This is a genomic window from Thalassomonas sp. RHCl1 (genome assembly GCF_947387555.1).
GTDB lineage: Bacteria > Pseudomonadota > Gammaproteobacteria > Enterobacterales > Alteromonadaceae > Thalassomonas.
This window is the reverse complement of record NZ_CANDNZ010000002.1, coordinates 1-17,533: the sequence shown is the minus strand read 5'-3', so window position 1 is coordinate 17,533 and position 17,533 is coordinate 1. Positions and strand designations below refer to the sequence as shown.

General features: G+C 44.6%; 17 protein-coding genes, 2 rRNA genes and 1 riboswitch. Of the genes, 7 read left to right on the top strand and 12 right to left on the bottom strand.

Annotation, left to right across the window (positions count from 1 at the left end):
• Position 1: 1 nt before the first annotated feature.
• Positions 2-1,258 (top strand): tryptophan synthase subunit beta, encoded by a 1,257-nt coding sequence (gene trpB / locus QL234_RS06195; protein ID WP_281557768.1) that lies wholly within the window; start codon positions 2-4, stop codon positions 1,256-1,258.
• Positions 1,258-2,073 (top strand): tryptophan synthase subunit alpha, encoded by an 816-nt coding sequence (gene trpA / locus QL234_RS06190; protein WP_281556977.1) that lies wholly within the window; start codon positions 1,258-1,260, stop codon positions 2,071-2,073. The genes trpB and trpA overlap by 1 nt, the downstream gene beginning before the upstream one ends.
• Before the next feature lie 338 nt (positions 2,074-2,411).
• Here the strand turns inward: trpA and QL234_RS06185 are convergent, their stop codons facing one another.
• Positions 2,412-3,203 carry a PEP-CTERM sorting domain-containing protein gene (locus QL234_RS06185; protein ID WP_281556976.1) on the bottom strand — a complete coding sequence of 264 codons (792 nt, stop codon included), beginning with the start codon at positions 3,201-3,203 and terminating at the stop codon, positions 2,412-2,414.
• Positions 3,204-3,902: 699 nt separating this feature from the next.
• Positions 3,903-4,241 (bottom strand): hypothetical protein, encoded by a 339-nt coding sequence (locus tag QL234_RS06180; RefSeq protein WP_281557785.1) that lies wholly within the window; start codon positions 4,239-4,241, stop codon positions 3,903-3,905.
• Between QL234_RS06180 and QL234_RS06175 the strand changes: the two genes are divergently transcribed.
• On the top strand, positions 4,129-5,091 hold the full coding sequence (locus QL234_RS06175; RefSeq protein ID WP_281556975.1) for an adenosylmethionine decarboxylase: 963 nt from the start codon (positions 4,129-4,131) through the stop codon (positions 5,089-5,091). The two genes, QL234_RS06180 and QL234_RS06175, sit on opposite strands and share 113 nt — an antisense overlap.
• A gap of 139 nt (positions 5,092-5,230) precedes the next feature.
• Here QL234_RS06175 and QL234_RS06170 read toward each other — a convergent pair whose 3' ends face one another.
• A complete protein-coding gene (locus QL234_RS06170; protein ID WP_337993184.1) occupies positions 5,231-5,614 on the bottom strand; it encodes an STAS/SEC14 domain-containing protein in 384 nt (127 codons plus the stop codon).
• A gap of 439 nt (positions 5,615-6,053) precedes the next feature.
• On the opposite strand from QL234_RS06170, the gene QL234_RS06165 reads away from it, so the two are divergent.
• Positions 6,054-7,805, top strand: coding sequence for a flagellinolysin (locus tag QL234_RS06165; protein ID WP_281556974.1), 1,752 nt, complete (start codon positions 6,054-6,056; stop codon positions 7,803-7,805).
• Positions 7,806-7,845: 40 nt separating this feature from the next.
• Here the strand turns inward: QL234_RS06165 and QL234_RS06160 are convergent, their stop codons facing one another.
• Both QL234_RS06160 and QL234_RS06155 read right to left on the bottom strand, forming a co-directional pair.
• Positions 7,846-8,553, bottom strand: coding sequence for a hypothetical protein (locus tag QL234_RS06160; protein WP_281556973.1), 708 nt, complete (start codon positions 8,551-8,553; stop codon positions 7,846-7,848).
• 222 nt (positions 8,554-8,775) lie between these two features.
• A complete protein-coding gene (locus QL234_RS06155; RefSeq protein ID WP_281556972.1) occupies positions 8,776-9,648 on the bottom strand; it encodes an alpha/beta fold hydrolase in 873 nt (290 codons plus the stop codon).
• An 876-nt stretch (positions 9,649-10,524) separates the two neighbouring features.
• On the opposite strand from QL234_RS06155, the gene QL234_RS06150 reads away from it, so the two are divergent.
• On the top strand, positions 10,525-11,337 hold the full coding sequence (locus QL234_RS06150; protein ID WP_281556971.1) for a DUF4886 domain-containing protein: 813 nt from the start codon (positions 10,525-10,527) through the stop codon (positions 11,335-11,337).
• Between the two features lie 73 nt (positions 11,338-11,410).
• Here the strand turns inward: QL234_RS06150 and QL234_RS06145 are convergent, their stop codons facing one another.
• From QL234_RS06145 to QL234_RS06135, 3 genes are all read right to left on the bottom strand, one after another.
• Positions 11,411-11,815, bottom strand: a complete 405-nt coding sequence (locus tag QL234_RS06145; protein WP_281556970.1) for a hypothetical protein — start codon at positions 11,813-11,815, stop codon at positions 11,411-11,413.
• A gap of 40 nt (positions 11,816-11,855) precedes the next feature.
• Positions 11,856-12,689: a PEP-CTERM sorting domain-containing protein gene (locus QL234_RS06140; protein ID WP_281556969.1), complete on the bottom strand. Its 834-nt coding sequence runs from the start codon at positions 12,687-12,689 to the stop codon at positions 11,856-11,858.
• A 181-nt stretch (positions 12,690-12,870) separates the two neighbouring features.
• Complete coding sequence (locus tag QL234_RS06135) at positions 12,871-13,215, bottom strand: DUF3718 domain-containing protein (RefSeq protein WP_281556968.1); 345 nt, start codon at positions 13,213-13,215, stop codon at positions 12,871-12,873.
• 64 nt (positions 13,216-13,279) lie between these two features.
• A riboswitch (cyclic di-GMP riboswitch) is annotated at positions 13,280-13,364 on the bottom strand.
• Between the two features lie 190 nt (positions 13,365-13,554).
• On the opposite strand from QL234_RS06135, the gene QL234_RS06130 reads away from it, so the two are divergent.
• A complete protein-coding gene (locus QL234_RS06130) occupies positions 13,555-13,938 on the top strand; it encodes an RNA-binding S4 domain-containing protein (RefSeq protein WP_281556967.1) in 384 nt (127 codons plus the stop codon).
• 119 nt (positions 13,939-14,057) lie between these two features.
• Here QL234_RS06130 and QL234_RS06125 read toward each other — a convergent pair whose 3' ends face one another.
• Positions 14,058-14,546 carry a GNAT family N-acetyltransferase gene (locus QL234_RS06125; protein WP_281556966.1) on the bottom strand — a complete coding sequence of 163 codons (489 nt, stop codon included), beginning with the start codon at positions 14,544-14,546 and terminating at the stop codon, positions 14,058-14,060.
• Positions 14,547-14,650: 104 nt separating this feature from the next.
• On the opposite strand from QL234_RS06125, the gene QL234_RS06120 reads away from it, so the two are divergent.
• The gene (locus QL234_RS06120; protein WP_281556965.1) at positions 14,651-15,634 is read left to right on the top strand and encodes a pentapeptide repeat-containing protein; all 984 of its coding nucleotides are present in this window, start codon (positions 14,651-14,653) and stop codon (positions 15,632-15,634) included.
• 253 nt (positions 15,635-15,887) lie between these two features.
• Here QL234_RS06120 and QL234_RS06115 read toward each other — a convergent pair whose 3' ends face one another.
• From QL234_RS06115 to QL234_RS06105, 3 genes are all read right to left on the bottom strand, one after another.
• Positions 15,888-16,184 (bottom strand): SymE family type I addiction module toxin, encoded by a 297-nt coding sequence (locus tag QL234_RS06115; RefSeq protein ID WP_281556964.1) that lies wholly within the window; start codon positions 16,182-16,184, stop codon positions 15,888-15,890.
• 366 nt (positions 16,185-16,550) lie between these two features.
• Positions 16,551-16,665, bottom strand: a 5S ribosomal RNA gene (gene rrf, locus QL234_RS06110).
• 100 nt (positions 16,666-16,765) lie between these two features.
• A 23S ribosomal RNA gene (locus QL234_RS06105) occupies positions 16,766-17,533 on the bottom strand; the annotation flags it as partial.

Genomic DNA, 17,533 nt, shown 5'->3' with positions numbered 1-17,533 from the left:
TATGAACAAAGATACTACCAGCGCCGACCAGGCCCAAAATGAAAGTGCCGTTAAAAAATCCCTGCCCGCCTATTTCGGCGAGTTCGGCGGCATGTATGTCGGTGAATTACTCGTCCCTGCCCTGGAGCAGCTGGAGCAGGCCTTTATCGACTCCCAGCAGGACGAGAGCTTCCAGGCAGAGTTTAATAAGTTACTTACCAGCTATGCCGGGCGGCCAACACCGTTAACCCTGTGCCGCAACCTGGTGAAAAACCCGCTGGCCAAAATTTACCTGAAACGGGAAGATCTGCTGCACGGCGGCGCCCACAAAACCAACCAGGTATTGGGCCAGGCACTGTTGGCCAAACGTATGGGCAAAACGGAAATTATCGCCGAAACCGGCGCCGGACAACATGGTGTTGCCACCGCCATTGCCTGTTCATTGCTAGGGTTAAAATGCCGGGTCTATATGGGCGCAGTAGATTGCGAGCGCCAGCAACCCAATGTCTTTCGCATGCGTTTGATGGGGGCTGAAGTGATCCCGGTAACTGCAGGCAGCGGCACCTTAAAAGATGCCGTCAACGAAGCCCTACGCGACTGGTCGGCAAGTTATGACAAGGCCCATTATTTACTCGGCACCGCCGCAGGGCCCCACCCTTTCCCGACCCTGGTACGTGATTTCCAGAAAATGATCGGTGAAGAAGCCAAGCAGCAATTACTGGCAGAAGAAGGCCGGTTGCCGGATTATGTTATCGCCTGTGTCGGCGGCGGCTCTAATGCCATCGGCATGTTCCATGATTTTATCAAAGAAGACGGGGTGAAACTTGTTGGTGTTGAAGCCGGCGGTAAAGGCATAGACACAGATCAGCACGGCGCCACCTTAAGCGCCGGCACCAAAGGCATGCTACACGGCAACTACACCTATATCATGCAGGATAAGCACGGCCAGATTGAAGAGTCATACTCGGTTTCCGCCGGCTTGGATTATCCTGCCGTCGGGCCGCAACATGCCCAGTTGAAAGACAGCGGTCGCGCCGACTATGTGCCGATTAATGATGATGAAGCCTTGGCCGCTTTTCAGGCGCTGGCGAAAAACGAAGGTATTATCCCGGCGCTGGAGTCTTCCCATGCATTGGCACAGGCGCTGAAAATGGCAGATAAAGTCAGTGAAGAAACCATTTTCCTGGTGAACCTGTCCGGTCGCGGCGATAAAGACCTGGCACATGTCCACACTATCCTTTCAGAACAAACACAAGAACAAGACGGGGAGCAAGCATAATGACTCAGCCAGGTTTACGTTACCAACAGGCCTTTGCCCGGTTAAAAGCAGACAACCAGGGAGCTTTTATTCCTTTTGTCACCATAGGGGATCCCAACGCCGAGCAATCTCTGGCCATTATTAAAACCCTGATAGATGCAGGTGCCGACGCATTAGAGCTGGGTATTCCCTTTTCAGATCCCAGCGCCGACGGCGAAACCATACAAAAAGCGGGGATCCGTGCCCTGGATTCGGGCATGAACACCGATCTCTGTATCGATATCCTGCGCCAGGTACGCCAATATGCCCCGGATATGCCAATAGGTTTGCTGCTTTACGGCAACCTGGTATTTGCCCGTGGCCTGAATAATTTTTATCGCGACATGGCTGAGGCCGGAGTTGATTCGGTATTAATTGCCGACTTGCCCATCAGGGAAAGCGAGCCCTTTAGAAAAGCGGCTTTAGCCCATGGCGTAGCCCCTATTTTCATCGCCCCCCCTAATGCCAGTGAAGAAACTTTACAGCAGGTAGCTTCCTTTAGTGAAGGTTATACCTATGTATTAAGCCGCGCCGGCGTGACAGGCGCGGAAACCCAGGCAGAAGTACCGGGTGATCACTTGATCACGGCGCTGACACGATATGATGCCCCGCCAGCCGTCATAGGCTTTGGTATCTCCCAACCGGAGCAGGTGAAAGCGGCACTTGATAGCGGTGCAGCCGGAGCGATCAGCGGCTCGGCCGTGGTAAAAATTATCGAGCAACATCAGGAACAACCGGAAGTTATGCTGGAAGCGTTAAGCGGTTTTGTTAAAGCAATGAAGGCGGCAACGCTTTAATAACATAGCGCTGCGTTTCAAGAAGATAAAGAAGCGCCGGTAGATATAAATAAGGCCGAGTAATTTGCTTACCCGGCCTTATTTATTCGAAATAAAAACAACAAGTTATTCTGTATGTTGCTTTTCGCTCCCCTCAGGCATATAACAAGCCATAAATTAACTAGTTAAAAAAACAAATTAACTTACAACTAAAGGCATGTAAACTGTAAAGAAAGCTGACAATTAAGCACTTAAATTAACAAGAAAAGCTAAAATATATCCATATATAAAAAAGGCATTGGTTTGCAATCAATGCCTTTTCTTTAATCGTTTATTTTTGGCTTAATTTGACCGGAAAATTAAGCCACAGGGTTACGGCGACGTAACCCAAGTCCTAATAGACCCAATGCCAGTAAAGCTGTGGTCGCCGGCTCAGAAACTGAGGCTGGCGTAACAAAAGTTTCCAAGGTGGCTGCCGCAAGATGGAAGTCACCGGATACGGCATTAATATCAAAGTTCAGCATACCGTTAATCAGGCTGTCATCTATCATTCTTTTAGGAATAACAGATTCAAAAGTGAAATAGCCGGTATAACCTTCAAGTTGAACACTGTGCTCCAATGAGTATTCTTGACAAGTCGGCGCACAAGTCGGCATCGGTTCCCATTCATGGCCGTATTCGTCATGCTCATGGACATATACGGTATGTTCGTCCATATAGCTGGTACTGGCCGTACCGCTGAAAATATTGCCGATACTGATACCGGCAGTTTCGATAATATCCTGAAATGGAAAGTGCATGACCTCACTGCCATCATAAAACCATGACGCAACAAAGCCGCTTTCACGGACATAGGGTCTCTCTCCCCAGCTATTATCTGCTTCACCTAAATCCCCAGGATGGTGGTCGTCAAACAAATAGGTATCATCAACAAAAGAAAAGGAGAGCTTGGCATAATCATAATCAAGGCCGTTTAAATCGAATTGCCCGGAAATATCTGCCTCTGATGCCGTGTTGGCATTTAACGAAGCAGCTCCGGAGGAGGAAAGATATAAATTGTCTGCAAGATTGTCTTGTATCAGGCTTGCCTGGGCAGTACCGGCAAAGCCGGCAAATGATACCAATAAAGCCATTATTGTATTTTTGTTCATTTCCAGTCCTTTTCTTAAAAGGGTATTTTCGTTCAAATGAAATACCAGATGAATTTAAGTAATTGTTATTATTATTTTTCGCTACCAAATTTTATTTAATCTCTGAAGTCAAGAAATTCGATTGATATTCTACAAGCAAGGTACTTTTTGCTCGTTTAAATGAATAATTCAATATTTTTATTTGCTTTTCTTGAGCAGACGTACTAAGGCAAGCAATATGCCAACAACAAAAGCGTTTAAAATACAAACAGATAGAACAAGTAATAAGTGAAAAAGCACGAAAGTGTAAAAAAAGCCAACACTTTGGTAAACAAAGCGTACATATATCGTTAACGGCTGCCCTGTATTAGTTCTAATCACTAAATAGTGCAATTAATAGCGCCTGCTAAGACCTCCTTTATGACAGCAATTACAGTAAGACTGCTCGCTACAAACAGTTTGTGCTCATGTTAACGGACTTCCCTGTCAAAGCTAGCAATAATTAAAACTAGTGGAATCGCGACAGCTGACATATGGATATTTATTTATCCTGCTTTTTCAGGAAAAAGTGGATATTTCTTAATATCTTTATTTTATCTTTAACCCCTTTATTAACGGCATGTGGCGGCTCATGGCCAGTATCATAAAATCAGGCTGTTTCACGACAAGTAACGGTCAGCGGCAGCCTCTTTTCAAAAACCTGTTTTATTCGCCTGGACTTTACCGCAGTACTAACACGGCATGACAATCGCTGTTTTTTATCAACAAGGAAAACTCCGGCTTATTTTCCCCAATAAAAGCAGTAACGTTTCGTAAACAAAAAGGTGTTTTAAATCCCAATAGATACTCGTAAAATAGCGCTGATTTTTCATTAAAGGCAGCAGATGAAATCAACATCATTTGATGTTGGTTATGTCTGGCAACCCCTATATTTTGAGGAAAAAACTTGTTCTTTGAAGGCTCAGAAAAGAAGGCGGAAGTATTCGTTGACCCAAAACAGCTTTGTTTACTTACCGATATCAGCGATGATTTTTGGGCGGCAATGGTCAATTGTTGCAATGCCCGCATCCTCTCCACTATGTCTAACCAAGAGTGCAAAGCGTTTTTACTGTCAGAATCGAGCCTGTTTGTCTGGACAGATCGTTTTGTTATTCTCACCTGCGGCGAAACCCGGCTGGTTAACTCGGTGGAATATTTTATCCAAAAGGTAGGGGTTGATAAACTGGTGCATGTTACCTACCAGCGTAAAAACGAATACTTTTCCCATGCCCAGCCCAGCTGTTTTGGTGATGACATCAAGTTACTAAGCCGTTATGTCGCGGGCAAGGCATTACGATTTGGTGAAATGGACAGTCATCATAACTATGTCTTTCACCAGGATAATGGCTTTAGGGCCGATCCGGAGCACAAAACCTATGAATTGCTGGCTTATCAGATCAGCTCTCAGGCCTCAGAAAAGTTAACCACACCGGGATTAACGGCCAATCAGATACGAGAGTTTTTACAGCTGGAACGTTTATTGCCGGGGTTTAGCCTCGACGACTTTGTTTTTAACCCCTACGGCTATTCTGTTAATGCCATACGCGATCGTCAGTATTTAACCATACATGTGACCCCGCAAGCCAACAGCAGTTACGTCAGTGTCGAGTCCAATCTTAACCTGATTGAACGGGCACCGCTTATTTTGGACATTTTACAGCCGGCCTCTTTTGATTTACTTAGCTTTAACGAGTTCGATTTCCAGCAGCAAACTTCACGCTTTATCCCTGATCACTATATCAGTAAGTCACTGGTAAAAGAGACCTTATCCAATAACTACCAGGTTTATTTCGCCAATTATATTCTGCCGAAAAACCATTTTTCCCGGGCAGTTGTGCTGGATATAGCAAGCGATAACCACGCACTGTAAAGTGAAGGAAAAAATATCACGGGGTTACAACTAGCCTTTAAAAAATTTTCCAGACAAGGAGAAGTTGACAACATCCGACAGACTTTGCCGTTAGTCGGATGCTTTTCCTGAGTACGGATTGAATTTTTCGCTTATCACACTAAGATTCAATCCAGCGCTGGGCACTGAGGCGGTTTTCAAAATACTGCACTTCCCCGGCAATAAACCAGTTCCCGGCTTTACTTAATATCCGCTGCCAATTCTGGCTGCCGTATACCGCTACCCGTTCAAACTCCCCGCAATGTTTCAGGCCGCGGATAAAGTCATCCCAGGCGGCCCGTAAGGACCACCCCCTGAACTGGGTAATATCGATCAGCAGATCGAGTTTAGGCTTATCGCAACCACTTAAGGCAGAAACAATCAAAGGCTTGATCATTTCGTAATCTTGGTGGGTCAGCTTCCCCACCGCCTTAAAGGTCAAAAAATATCTTTCACGGGTACGTTTAATGGAAATAGACAGGCTATGCTGATTGATGATCATCATATAGAAACTCCGTACAATGTCCCAAACTAAAACAGATGGATTACCGCCTTTGGCCGGGAAAATCCCGGGACAATTTCCAATATCGCTCAGGCATTGTTTTTAAATATAACCCAATAAATCAAGTTATCTTGTTTCAGGCAGAGTTTCTGTCAGATAAAGCGCAGCTTTTCCCGGGGCTAAGTTACCAGGAAGTGATTAACCGCATCAAAAATCAGATAATTTTCCCCCAACAATAACGAATTGGCTCACTTTCTGATGTTTATGGCAAGCCAATGTAAATTTTTCAACGAAAGTTACCATTTTTTACCCTTTATTTACAGTAAGTTACAACTAGAAGACATATTACCCCCTTGTTTTTGTAAAGAAATGTCAATTTTTAGCTTAATAAATATGCCTTTATGCCGATAAAGAAAAAGATATCTGTATATGGGATGAGTATGTGCTCAGTGTAAATACCAACACCACCAATTTATTTTTACACCGTCAACAAACGGCTAATGCCAATCAATTGTCGACTACCTTTGCGCGCCTGTCTTCCGGCATGCGCATCAATTCGGCGGCGGATGATGCTGCCGGATTGCAGATATCCAACCGTATGACCAGCCAGATCAGCGGCCTGTCGGTTGCCCAGCGCAATGCCAATGACGGTATTTCTATTGCCCAAACCGCAGAAGGCGCCCTGGAAGAGGTCACCAATGTGTTATTTCGTATGCGGGATCTGTCACTGCAAGCCAGTAACGGAATTTTATCCAATGACGATAAAGATGCTCTGAATAAAGAATTCAGCCAGCTGAAGCAGGAATTAACCCGCATCAATGAAACCACCACCTTTGGCGGCAAACAGGTCTTTAATCAAACCGACAGCATAGGCTCCGGCGGCGCCGATGAAGCCGAGCGCAATATTTTAAATGTGCTGCAAAGCGGCGTACTGGCCGAGTCGGAAGATATTATCCAGTCGGTCTTGGGGCTCACCGGTGATGGCGCCGACTTTAAGATTAACCTGGAAAATATCGACGGCGCTTCCGGGGTGCTGGCCTCGGTCTCCTATCTGGCCCCCGCCGGCACTGAGCTGATGATGAATATTGACCTGGATGATTTTTCCACCTTAGACGGCGACAAAACCAAGCAGTTAAAATCAACCCTGCTTCATGAAATGACCCATGCAGTGATGGCCAACCAGATGGATCTGGCCTCCACCCCCACCTGGTTTCGCGAAGGCACGGCAGAAGCGGTAAGCGGCGCCGATGACAGGGTGGCATCCGACATCGCCAACTTTGGCGTGGCGGCAATTAAAGCCGAATTAAACGGCATTTTTGGCAATACCTCGGCCCCCACCTCTACAGGCATAGAAATCGCCGGTGTCTATTCCGGCGGTTATATTGCCATGCGCTACCTTGAAGACAAAATAGGCAGCGCCGGCATTCAGAATTTTATGGCGGCACTGGCTGGCGGACAAACCTTTGATGCCGCGCTCAACTCCACTACCTCATATGCCAATGAAGCGGCCCTGCAGACAGAAATGATGGCGGGTACAGTTTTTGAAGATTTTATCACCGCCAACATCAATACCGCCAATGCCGATAATGGTGCTTTTGGCGGATTGGATGCCGACGGCGGCTCCAGCCGCGAGGAAACCATAGTAGGCGCCAACGGTAACAATACTACGGCAAATTTTACCGCTTATTTTGTAAAAGGCGATGATGATACCGACCCGAATGACTTTACCTCCGGCACCAACTATGCGGCCACAGGCTTAAACCAGGTATTGCTGGCCGATTATGAATCTGAGCTGAGCGGACCAAAAGAAACCACCCAGTTTCAAATCGGTGCCAATGCCGATGAAACCATCAAGATGCTGGTCGGCGGCTTCTCTTCGGATAACCTGGGATTAAGCGGTATCGACCTGGTAGCAGACTCCCAGAGTGCAATAGCCTCTATCGACGACGCCCTGGGGTATGTCAACGATCAACGGGCAAGTCTCGGGGCCTTTTCTAATCGTCTGGATCACGCCATCAATAACCTGTCTAATATCGAGAGCAATATTACCGCCAGCCGCTCCCGTATCCAGGACACAGACTTTGCCCAGGAAACCTCCAAGCAAACCGCATTACAGATTCAGCAACAGGCCATCACTGCCCTGCTGTCACAAAGCCAGTCCCTGCCGCAAATAGCCCTGGCGCTGATCGGTTAACACCTGATAATGCTTTTAACCAAGTCGCCGCTAAGTTCCCCTAAAAAAAGATCAAATAAATAAAGACACTCACCACACTGGCCATCATATAAACATAACCATAAAAAAACATGATACCGCCGGTGCCGGTAACATCTTCACTTTTATAGGTACACATAAACTCGGTAATAAAAAGAAAGACCAAAGCCCCAGCCAGCATCAACAGCCAGTAAAACCCGGTAAACCAGGGCAAGATAACAAAGCCGGCCAAAACTCCAAATAAAGCATAAGGGGCCAGCTTATTGGCATGCGCTCGCCCCTGATCGGTAAAAATGGTCAGAAAAATAGCAGCGATAAGCAAGGCATAAATAATGAAAGGCCAGTAAAGACGTTTTTCACTAACCGTTGCCATTATCCCTTCTGGACCAAAGAAAAGTCCCCAAAGGCTGCTGAGCAACAGGTAGAGTAAATAACCCGAGATCGCCAGGAAAAAAACGCCGATACAATGGCTTTTTAATAACGCAATATCAAAATGTAACCAGCCTTTTTTATGGGCCAATATTTTTAATGCGATACCATAAACCATCATCAAGAGCAGGATCGACAGTGAGTGCCAATATTGCTCACTATAGAAAAAGGCACATAAAGGTAACAGGGAAATGATCAATTCACTGCCCTGCGGATTCTCCTCCTGCCGGGCTTTACTGTCGGTATAAATAATAAACGGCAGTAAAAAAACAACGAGTATGATAAAGGTAGAAAAATCCAAAGCTGCATCCTTTTGCTTTAAAAGCCGATATGATTAATTTATAAAGCCTCGCTGCTCATTTAACAAGCTTTTCCATACTTTTTCGCTGCTTATATCACCATAACTCCCCCTGTTCAGCCATGCAGATATACAGGTATTAACGTCGGTTTAAGCCTGTTCGCCACCAAAGTCATTTATCCCGCCAATAAACCACAACCCCAGACACTCGGTAAATAAATGGCGTTAACTGCTGCTATGTTGCTCTAACCAGTTAATGGCATGCTGCCATAAACTTTTTGATTTACGGCTAAAAAACTTCATGTGTCCAATTTCATCCAAACCATGCGCTTGAGGAGATACGGTCAGGGTATCAACCTTAAGCTTTTTAAACACAGACAACATATCCGCCACATTATCATCTATGGCAATATCATCATCGCTGGCATTCACCCACATAGAAGGCGTAGTCAGCTCGTGATACCAGTGCCGGTTAACCGTTTTACCAAAGGCCGTTTTGACATAACCCTGACCGTTACACCAAAGACGCCACTGCTGAGCAACCCCCTTAGGCAGCGGCTCTCCCATGCCCACCAGTTGGGACTTGGTATGACCAAAAAACAAGTTGCTTAACGGCACAAAAACATTCATAAAAAAATTGGCTTTTAAGGAATATGGCAGTTTCATATTCCTTAATTGCCCTGAAGAGCTGGCAAAATTAAAAATAGAGCTTAAATCTTTGCCGTTGTACATCAAGCCGACGAGCTGTCCGCCGGCGCTATGACCAATTAAATGATAGGACGTGTCAGGAAAATAACTTTTCAACGCCTCCAGCACCGCAGGCATATCCTGCTCACCCCAACACTGCAGCGAGGCTTTACTGGCGCAAACTTTTCCTGATAATGACTCCCCTATGCCCCGGTTATCATAAGAGATCACACCATAGCCATTTTCAACCAGATAACAGGCAAAACTGTGATAGAACTGACGCTTGATACCGGTTGCCGGGCCTATCAATACCGCCCCTTTCACCTCGTCTTTGGGCGTATAAAGCGTAGCAGCAAGCTGTTGGCCATCCTGGCAATCAATGGTGATATCGTCCAAGTTAAAAGTTTTCATGGTAAATTTCCGTCAGCCTGAAATAAAGTGAGCAGTAACAGACTAACACCCTTACACCTGGTCTTACCACTTAAAGAAGATATATTTTTAGTTTGTGGGGAAAGGAATAACAAAAGGTAGGAACATTCTCGGCAAAGGCGAAAGCTTATTCGCCATGGCCCGTTTTGAGTGATGCCTTTGAGAACAAAGGCATCATCATAAGGAAATTAAGCCTGGTATACCCAGGCTAAAAAACGTTTAGAATCGTTCACATTAGTAAACGTAAATAACCGGGCACCTGTTTGATCCCTGACAACGACATTGAATTTGTTAACAGAAATAGATGTTACCGGAGCGGTTATTGAATAAACCGCACCATTATATGTATATGACATAATAAAACTCTTTAAATTTGCGTATCAACGCATGAATTAGAAAAGCTATATTATTGTTTGATCAGATCTTTTATAAAATTATAACTAGCTTAACGAGGGTATACTCGAAAATCAGACAACAATTAAGCTTAATATTTTTTGGAGTAATATCTGACTGTGAAAGGGAAAGACATAACACGAATTATCTCTAAAGATAATCTGTTAAATAAACGAGAGGCGAATAAATAACCGGTGAACTATATAGATTTCCCCGGGGAAAGTAAAGTATGATTTTTATCGCTCAATTAAAATGCCTCTTGCCTTGCCCTCTTACAGGTATCTCCATCTGGCCGCCATAAAGCAGAAAATCAAAGGCGTATCCTTGCCTATACACAGCCGAAAAATCTATGTTAGGGTAAGAACATAAAAAAGAACAATAACAAATTACTCATCAGTTTCGCTGCAAATGGACCTCAATTCAAATAGGGATAAGCCTTATGTTTACTTATAAACGGACCTTTACATGAAATACCCTTTACGCCTTTTTCTTACTGTCTTAATCTTGATATTCGGCTTACTTTCTTGTGCTCAGCTCTCTTCAGAGAAAACGCCGTTAAAAGTTTTCTTTATCGGTAATAGCTTAACCGGAAATAACTATTTACCCGATATGTTACAAGCTTTTGCCCGCGCCAATAGCAAAAAACTGATTATCGGCTCAGAGTTAAAAAACAGCACAGCTTTAATTGAGCATTGGCAACGGGGAGCTGCCCGGCAAAAAATCAGCGCTGAAAAATGGGATTTTGTGGTATTGCAGGACTCCAGTGCCAGCGCTATTGATCAAGCGGAGAAAACCCTTAAATACGGCAAACTGTTTGCCGACGTCGCAAAACAACAAAACAGCCGGTTGTTACTATTTAATACCTGGGCTTATAGCGGCATACCAGGGTGGGTAGAGAGCTATAAAGACGAGCAGGAAAAAGCAGCCTTTAAGGCTTTTGTGCCCAAAATGTACCAGGAAACCAATGCATTATATGCCAAGCTGGCACAAGCTGTTGATGGCCAGGTCGTCCCGGTAGCACAGGCATGGCGACGGCTGAATAAGATAGCACCGCATATTGCCCTTCATACCCCGGATAAAATTCATCCGTCTCCCCAAGGCACCTATTTCACGGCCTTAGTATTCTATCAGGCAATTTTCGGGGAGTTGCCGAAAAATCTTCCTCTAACGGTGATAACCAGGCGTAACCTGAAAAAAATGCATGAAACGATCAAGGTTGAAATTACCCGGTCAACGGCTGATAAAATGCTATCGGCTATAGCAGCCAAGTCCCTATGAGAATACAGTAAAAAATTGCCCCTGCCAGCGGGCCTGCTGTTAGAGGAGAGAGCAAGATACAATCAGCAACTCACTATTTATCCCTTTTAAATAGCTCTGCTACATCTTGTTCTGGCATTAACGCATCAGAACGTTCGAGACGATACAAACCCGACGGATATTTTTTCAACAGCCATAAACCTTGGGCATTATCCGGCAAGAGCACATCAGTACTGGTGAACCCGGCTTTATGATAGGGGGCTAACTGAAGCAGTAAAGTCGTCTGTGTTTTCTCTACACCTTTAAAGTGTTCTTCAATACGGAGCACACCCAGATTAATCGCCTGATCACCTGGCAGTGTTATTTGGTGTTTATCTACCAAAGTGCCGATAACGGCGACATCAGCCATTTTAACCAACTCTTTGGCGGTAAAAAACAGTTGGTCCGCCCGTACAGATGGCGCGACCATGATAGAAAAGAAAGCAGTTGTTATCATCATAACAACTGCTTGTTTTACTGAGACAAAGCGCATAAAAACTTTATTTACTCAACTTTTTGCGTGAAGCCAGTAATGTCAGGCTTAATAACATCAAGATAACCGTCCCCGGCTCAGGCACATCAACGGCAATGTCACGTAGACCGACGGCACTGATCAGCTGCTCAAAGTTACTGTAAGAAAAAGCACGGTCTAATATACGCTCACCATTTGGCATGCTGGTCGGCGATGCCCCGGTGCCCATCAAGCCAAAGCTGGACTCTCCCGGGTTGGCTTCTGCACTTGTAGGATGAGGTAGTGATAAAGCATGACCAATTTCATGAGAAGTGGTACCGGCAATCAGGTTGATCCTGTCTTCATCCGTTAACGCCAACTGCGCCAGGCCTAATAAATTATCGGTGAAGATAGAACCAACCACGGCCCCTGCCGAATAAGTAAAGTTATCCGTTAAGGCACAACTTAAGCAAGCATGCCCTAATGCCCCCGTCTGATTAAGGTAATCTTCCCCTATTTTAAAATATGAGTAATCAGTATCGCCATTTAACGGCCCGGAGCCTATAGTACCGATCTCAAAATCAAGGTCTAATTCCTTACCCGGCGGCAGCGACGGATAAACATAACCAAAAAAGTCTTCAACAACAGTATCAAAAATACTATCAATCACCTGGCTGTGGGATAAGCCGGTAAAACCAAAGGGAGAAGAGTCAAAGGCGTTGGTGGAAACACCGAAGATATTGGTTGATGGGTTAGAGGTAAAATCTAAAATAATGGTGGAGGCTTTAACCGGTTTTACCGACATCAGCATCACTAACATAGTAAGAAAAACCAAGGTAAACAGTTTATTCACGTGAGTTTTTTGCATGTAATACTTGTGCATAAGAGAAGGAAATCCTTTCTGTTCGTCAAATTAATGGCAAAATTGCCAAACTGACACGCTGCACAACTCGTGCCAGTTAATAGCTCACAATTCAAACACTTACTACCATAATAACAAAAAAGCCCGATGTTCTTGGAACATCGGGCTTAGAGATTTTACAGCGAGCCTTTAGGGCTTAATATTAACCATTGATGCGTTTTTGAGCAGCAGCAGTTAATTCAGGAGACTGGATAGAAGCTAAAACACCTTGTACTTTTTTTCTTGGTAATTTGTTAATCATCAAAGTACCGGTAACCAAAGAGTTTTTCTCTGAAGCAAAAGCTAATAAGTTTTGACCGTTACATTGAACGCCGTCAAAAACATTACGGATTTTGATTTTGTTTGATTTAAGGTAAGAGCGTAAACGGCCTTTATCATCTGCTTGAACGTACTCACATATAGATTGGGCGATATCCGCAGCGTGAACAGCAGGAATTGAAGCAACAGACAGAAGAGCAACAGCAGGAACAATAAGTAATTTTTTCATCAGATAACCTTTCATCAACAAACAAATAAGAAGTAGTGAAACAGACGCACGTTACCCAATCAGCTTAGGTGGCCCCGCTATCATAGGTATTTACCCTTAGACCGGAAGCTTTGCGTAATACCCTTTCAGGTACCTTGCCGTTTCTTGCGCGGCGTATTATAGAGAGAAATGAATTTGATGCAAGCAAAATTACGAAAAAAGATTAAAAAACATTCATTTTTTACTTTTCCGCCGTTAAATCCGAAAACAGATACTACTAACCGGCTTATCCGCCGACATGCTAGAATAACCCCTTAGGATGAAAGTAAACCGCCTTAGAAACTTGATTTAGAGAAAAATATGCAAGAAGACATTGAATACCAGGTAGTAGAAATAACTGAGCAACCAATAGCACTTTGCCAGTTACTTAAAGTAGCCAATATGGTTGGCGGCGGCGGTGAAGCAAAAATAGTGATAAGCGAAGGTTATGTGCTGCTTAATAATGAAGTTGAATATCAAAAGCGTAAAAAAGTTTTTGACGGTGACATCGTGGAATTTAACGGCGATGCAATACAGATCCGCCTAGTAGAACAAGAACAGCCGGCTCCGGCAACTGATATACAAGTCCCCCAGCCCAAAAAAACTAAACAGACACAACAAAAACGTTCCACTAAGAAAAAAGCTGCTAAAAAGCCGCCAGAGCCTGAAATCTGTCAAGGCAAAAGAAGACCTATCTCTTTCTAATAAAACAATGCTAGATCAGCCGCGAGAATAGCGATGACGATAACGAGTAAAGCAGCCCCGGTTATATAACTTCCGGGGCCTTGTTCTGACTAAGAGCCATGGCTATAGCAAACTCAGTCTTAGCCGGTAAGTTTCTTATCCCAGAACATAGCTTGCCCCATTTCAGGATCAAGTTCATAACCTGAAAAGCCAAACTTTCTATAGGCCTTTTGCGCGACTGCATTACCTTGTAGCACTTCCAGGGTCAGCTTACAACAGCCATTTTCCCTGGCAATATTTTCAACTTCTTGCAACATTTTCTCAGACAAACCATGACCCCGGTAAAAAGGTAACACCACAACATCATGGACATTAATCACAGGTTGACAGCTAAAAGTTGAGAAACTTTCAATACAATTAATCAAACCAGCCGGTTTACCGTCCAGGTAACACAGCAGGGTAAACATATCTGAGCGTTGAGACAAAGCTGTAAGCAAATTCTCTTTAACATACTCTGTTAACGGCTCTTCTCCCCCCATGGGGTCGAGCGCATAGGCATTCAACAGCATCAATAAATCCTTGCCCTGTTGTTCATCCTTATAGTCTGCAATACATAATTGAATATTCATAATTACCTTCACTTTTATATGCTTGGTATAAAAAACATACCAAACGCAGCATTTTCAAGTTCGCTAACTATACTGTATTAATAAATAAAAGGAAGCCTGCGTTAATGGATCAAGAAAAGCCCCTGTGCCAATATGAAGACCCTGAGAATTATAAGTGCTCCTGTGAAGCCAATGAATCAGGCTTATGCTTTTGGCATGATCCGTCCACAGACAAAAAAGGCCCGGAAATTAAACAGGCTTTAGAAGAATATGCTAAAAGTGGCGGACTCTTAAGGGGGATCAGCCTTAAACGCGCCAACTTAAAAGAAATAGATCTGGTTAATCATAATAAGAAAACAGGTTATGATTTTTCTCATGCCGATCTCTACCGGGCAGATCTTGAAGGCGCTCACCTGTTCAATATCACGTTTGATCACGCCAGTTTAATGAAAACAGACTTACGCTACGCCAACCTTAACTGTGCCTCACTACAGCAGGCCAACCTACTGGGTGTTCGCTGGAGTCACAGTAAGGTAGAGAATTTACGGATAGGAAAAAAACTCAGGCAGGAACGCCTCGCGCATCAAGCATTAAAGGAAAAAAATCTCGATCAGGCACATGATTATTTCGAGCAGGCAGAAGAAATTTATCGTGATTTAAGAAAACATGCCGAGCGTGAAGGTATTTTTGCGATGGCGGGAGAATTTATTCAAAAAGAACTCACCATGCGCAGGATGCAACTGCCCAGATTTAGCACTAAACGATTAACATCAAAAGTTATCGATCTATTTTGCGGCTATGGCGAAGCCCCCGTACGCATAATAGGTATCTCCATATTAATCATTATTTGCTGTGCTTTTATATACGCCATGACCGGCCTCAATTATCAGGGCAGTATTCAGACATTTGACAGTAGCGCCAGTCTCACAGATAACTTTAGCTTATACCTGTCTTGCTTATATTATTCTGTTGTTACCTTCACCACACTTGGTTATGGTGATTTCACCCCCGTAGGAGTTTCCCGCACAGTAGCCGCTGTAGAGGCTTTTACCGGCAGTTTTACCATAGCCCTCTTTGTGGTGGTCTTTGTAAAGAAAATGACGAGGTGAGTGGACCTGGCTGCTGAAGTACTATTACACGCCCTTTCTTGGAGTCGAGGGCTGCCCCAACGACATTATTGTTAGACAGAAGCTCTGTTCAGAAAAGCAAAAAGCCCGACTCTTTCGAATCGGGCCTATCTAAATAGAAATCTAGCAATAAACCAAACGGATGTGTGAAAGGCTGGTATTTTTGACATTGCGCCAAAAACTAAAGCGGTTATGCCAGCTTTCAGCACAACAGTTTAGTTTCTCCACTTTAATGCTAACTCTCAGTTTGCCGATTGTCACCGACCGCAACATCAACTTGCTTAGGGATAATGTGGATTGCTCCCTGATTTACTTCAATACGGACTTTTTGCCCGACATCGAATCCGGCCTTCCTAAGCCACTTGCCCCTGAGAACAACACAAGGTTCAAGCTTTACCGGTACATAGTTAATCCCTATACCGCGGGTTCTTGCTGGCGAGCCGCAGACAGTCTCCTGCACGGTAAGTTGCCGATAAATGGGATATTTTACTTTTGCCGAGTCTGGCTCTGACGTATGATGATATTCAGCCATGACGTACTCTTGTTTAGTTCGTTGTGGTTAGCGACCTCTGAGTGTTCGCTGCACTCAGGGGTTGCGACTTTTGTTGCTGTTGTTAAAACAACAGCGAATAGATAAGCAATGTTGGAATAGGCGCTCTCCTTTGTGGCTTGGATAGCACTATTAATAAAAGACCAATTCACACGATAAATCAGGCTATGCCTGCATTTAATCTTGTACTATTTATGCGTTAACGTATGGATTGCTGTACAAGACCATGCAACGAAAAAACATAAAAAGTATTAGCGAGATTTTCAATACTACAGTGATTACTGCTATATAGATTTTTTCCAGATAGCAAAAAGCCCGACTCAATGAGTCGGGCTTTTCTAAATAGGAGTCTAGCAATGTCCTACTCTCACATGGGACCTCCCACACTACCATCGGCGCTAACGCGTTTCACTTCTGAGTTCGGCATGGGATCAGGTGGTACCACGTTGCTATTGTCGCTAGACAAAAACAGTCAATCTTGGAAAACGATATATCTTACTTATTCAATACTATGTGTACGTGTTTGTCAGTCTTTATACTACCTAAAACCACTTGGGTGTTGTATGGTTAAGCCTCACGGGTCATTAGTACAAGTTAGCTCAATGCCTCACAGCACTTCCACACCTTGCCTATCAACGTTGTAGTCTCCAACGGCCCTTCAGGGGACTTAAAGTCCCAGTGAGAACTCATCTTAAAGCCTGCTTCCCGCTTAGATGCTTTCAGCGGTTATCAGTTCCGAACGTAGCTACCGGGCAATGCCATTGGCATGACAACCCGAACACCAGAGGTTCGTCCACTCCGGTCCTCTCGTACTAGGAGCAGCCCTCTTCAATTCTCAAACGCCCACGGCAGATAGGGACCGAACTGTCTCACGACGTTCTAAACCCAGCTCGCGTACCACTTTAAATGGCGAACAGCCATACCCTTGGGACCGACTTCAGCCCCAGGATGTGATGAGCCGACATCGAGGTGCCAAACACCGCCGTCGATATGAACTCTTGGGCGGTATCAGCCTGTTATCCCCGGAGTACCTTTTATCCGTTGAGCGATGGCCCTTCCATACAGAACCACCGGATCACTATGACCTACTTTCGTACCTGCTCGACGTGTCTGTCTCGCAGTTAAGCTGGCTTATGCCATTGCACTAACCGTATGATGTCCGACCATACTTAGCCAACCTTCGTGCTCCTCCGTTACTCTTTGGGAGGAGACCGCCCCAGTCAAACTACCCACCAGACAGTGTCCCCAAGCCCGATCAGGGCCCCAGGTTAGAACATCACGCATACAAGGGTGGTATTTCAAGGTTGGCTCCACCAACACTGGCGTGCTGG

What these genes read in the sequence shown, in the direction of transcription:
- trpB (WP_281557768.1), top strand. Translation starts at nt 2, where the DNA reads ATGAACAAAGATACTACCAGCGCCGACCAGGCCCAAAATGAAAGTGCC.
- trpA (WP_281556977.1), top strand. Translation starts at nt 1,258, where the DNA reads ATGACTCAGCCAGGTTTACGTTACCAACAGGCCTTTGCCCGGTTAAAA.
- QL234_RS06185 (WP_281556976.1), bottom strand. Translation starts at nt 3,203, where the DNA reads ATGAACAAAAATACAATAATGGCTTTATTGGTATCATTTGCCGGCTTT.
- QL234_RS06170 (WP_337993184.1), bottom strand. Translation starts at nt 5,614, where the DNA reads ATGATGATCATCAATCAGCATAGCCTGTCTATTTCCATTAAACGTACC.
- QL234_RS06155 (WP_281556972.1), bottom strand. Translation starts at nt 9,648, where the DNA reads ATGAAAACTTTTAACTTGGACGATATCACCATTGATTGCCAGGATGGC.
- QL234_RS06150 (WP_281556971.1), top strand. Translation starts at nt 10,525, where the DNA reads ATGAAATACCCTTTACGCCTTTTTCTTACTGTCTTAATCTTGATATTC.
- QL234_RS06145 (WP_281556970.1), bottom strand. Translation starts at nt 11,815, where the DNA reads ATGATGATAACAACTGCTTTCTTTTCTATCATGGTCGCGCCATCTGTA.
- QL234_RS06140 (WP_281556969.1), bottom strand. Translation starts at nt 12,689, where the DNA reads ATGCACAAGTATTACATGCAAAAAACTCACGTGAATAAACTGTTTACC.
- QL234_RS06135 (WP_281556968.1), bottom strand. Translation starts at nt 13,215, where the DNA reads ATGAAAAAATTACTTATTGTTCCTGCTGTTGCTCTTCTGTCTGTTGCT.
- QL234_RS06130 (WP_281556967.1), top strand. Translation starts at nt 13,555, where the DNA reads ATGCAAGAAGACATTGAATACCAGGTAGTAGAAATAACTGAGCAACCA.
- QL234_RS06125 (WP_281556966.1), bottom strand. Translation starts at nt 14,546, where the DNA reads ATGAATATTCAATTATGTATTGCAGACTATAAGGATGAACAACAGGGC.
- QL234_RS06120 (WP_281556965.1), top strand. Translation starts at nt 14,651, where the DNA reads ATGGATCAAGAAAAGCCCCTGTGCCAATATGAAGACCCTGAGAATTAT.
- QL234_RS06115 (WP_281556964.1), bottom strand. Translation starts at nt 16,184, where the DNA reads ATGGCTGAATATCATCATACGTCAGAGCCAGACTCGGCAAAAGTAAAA.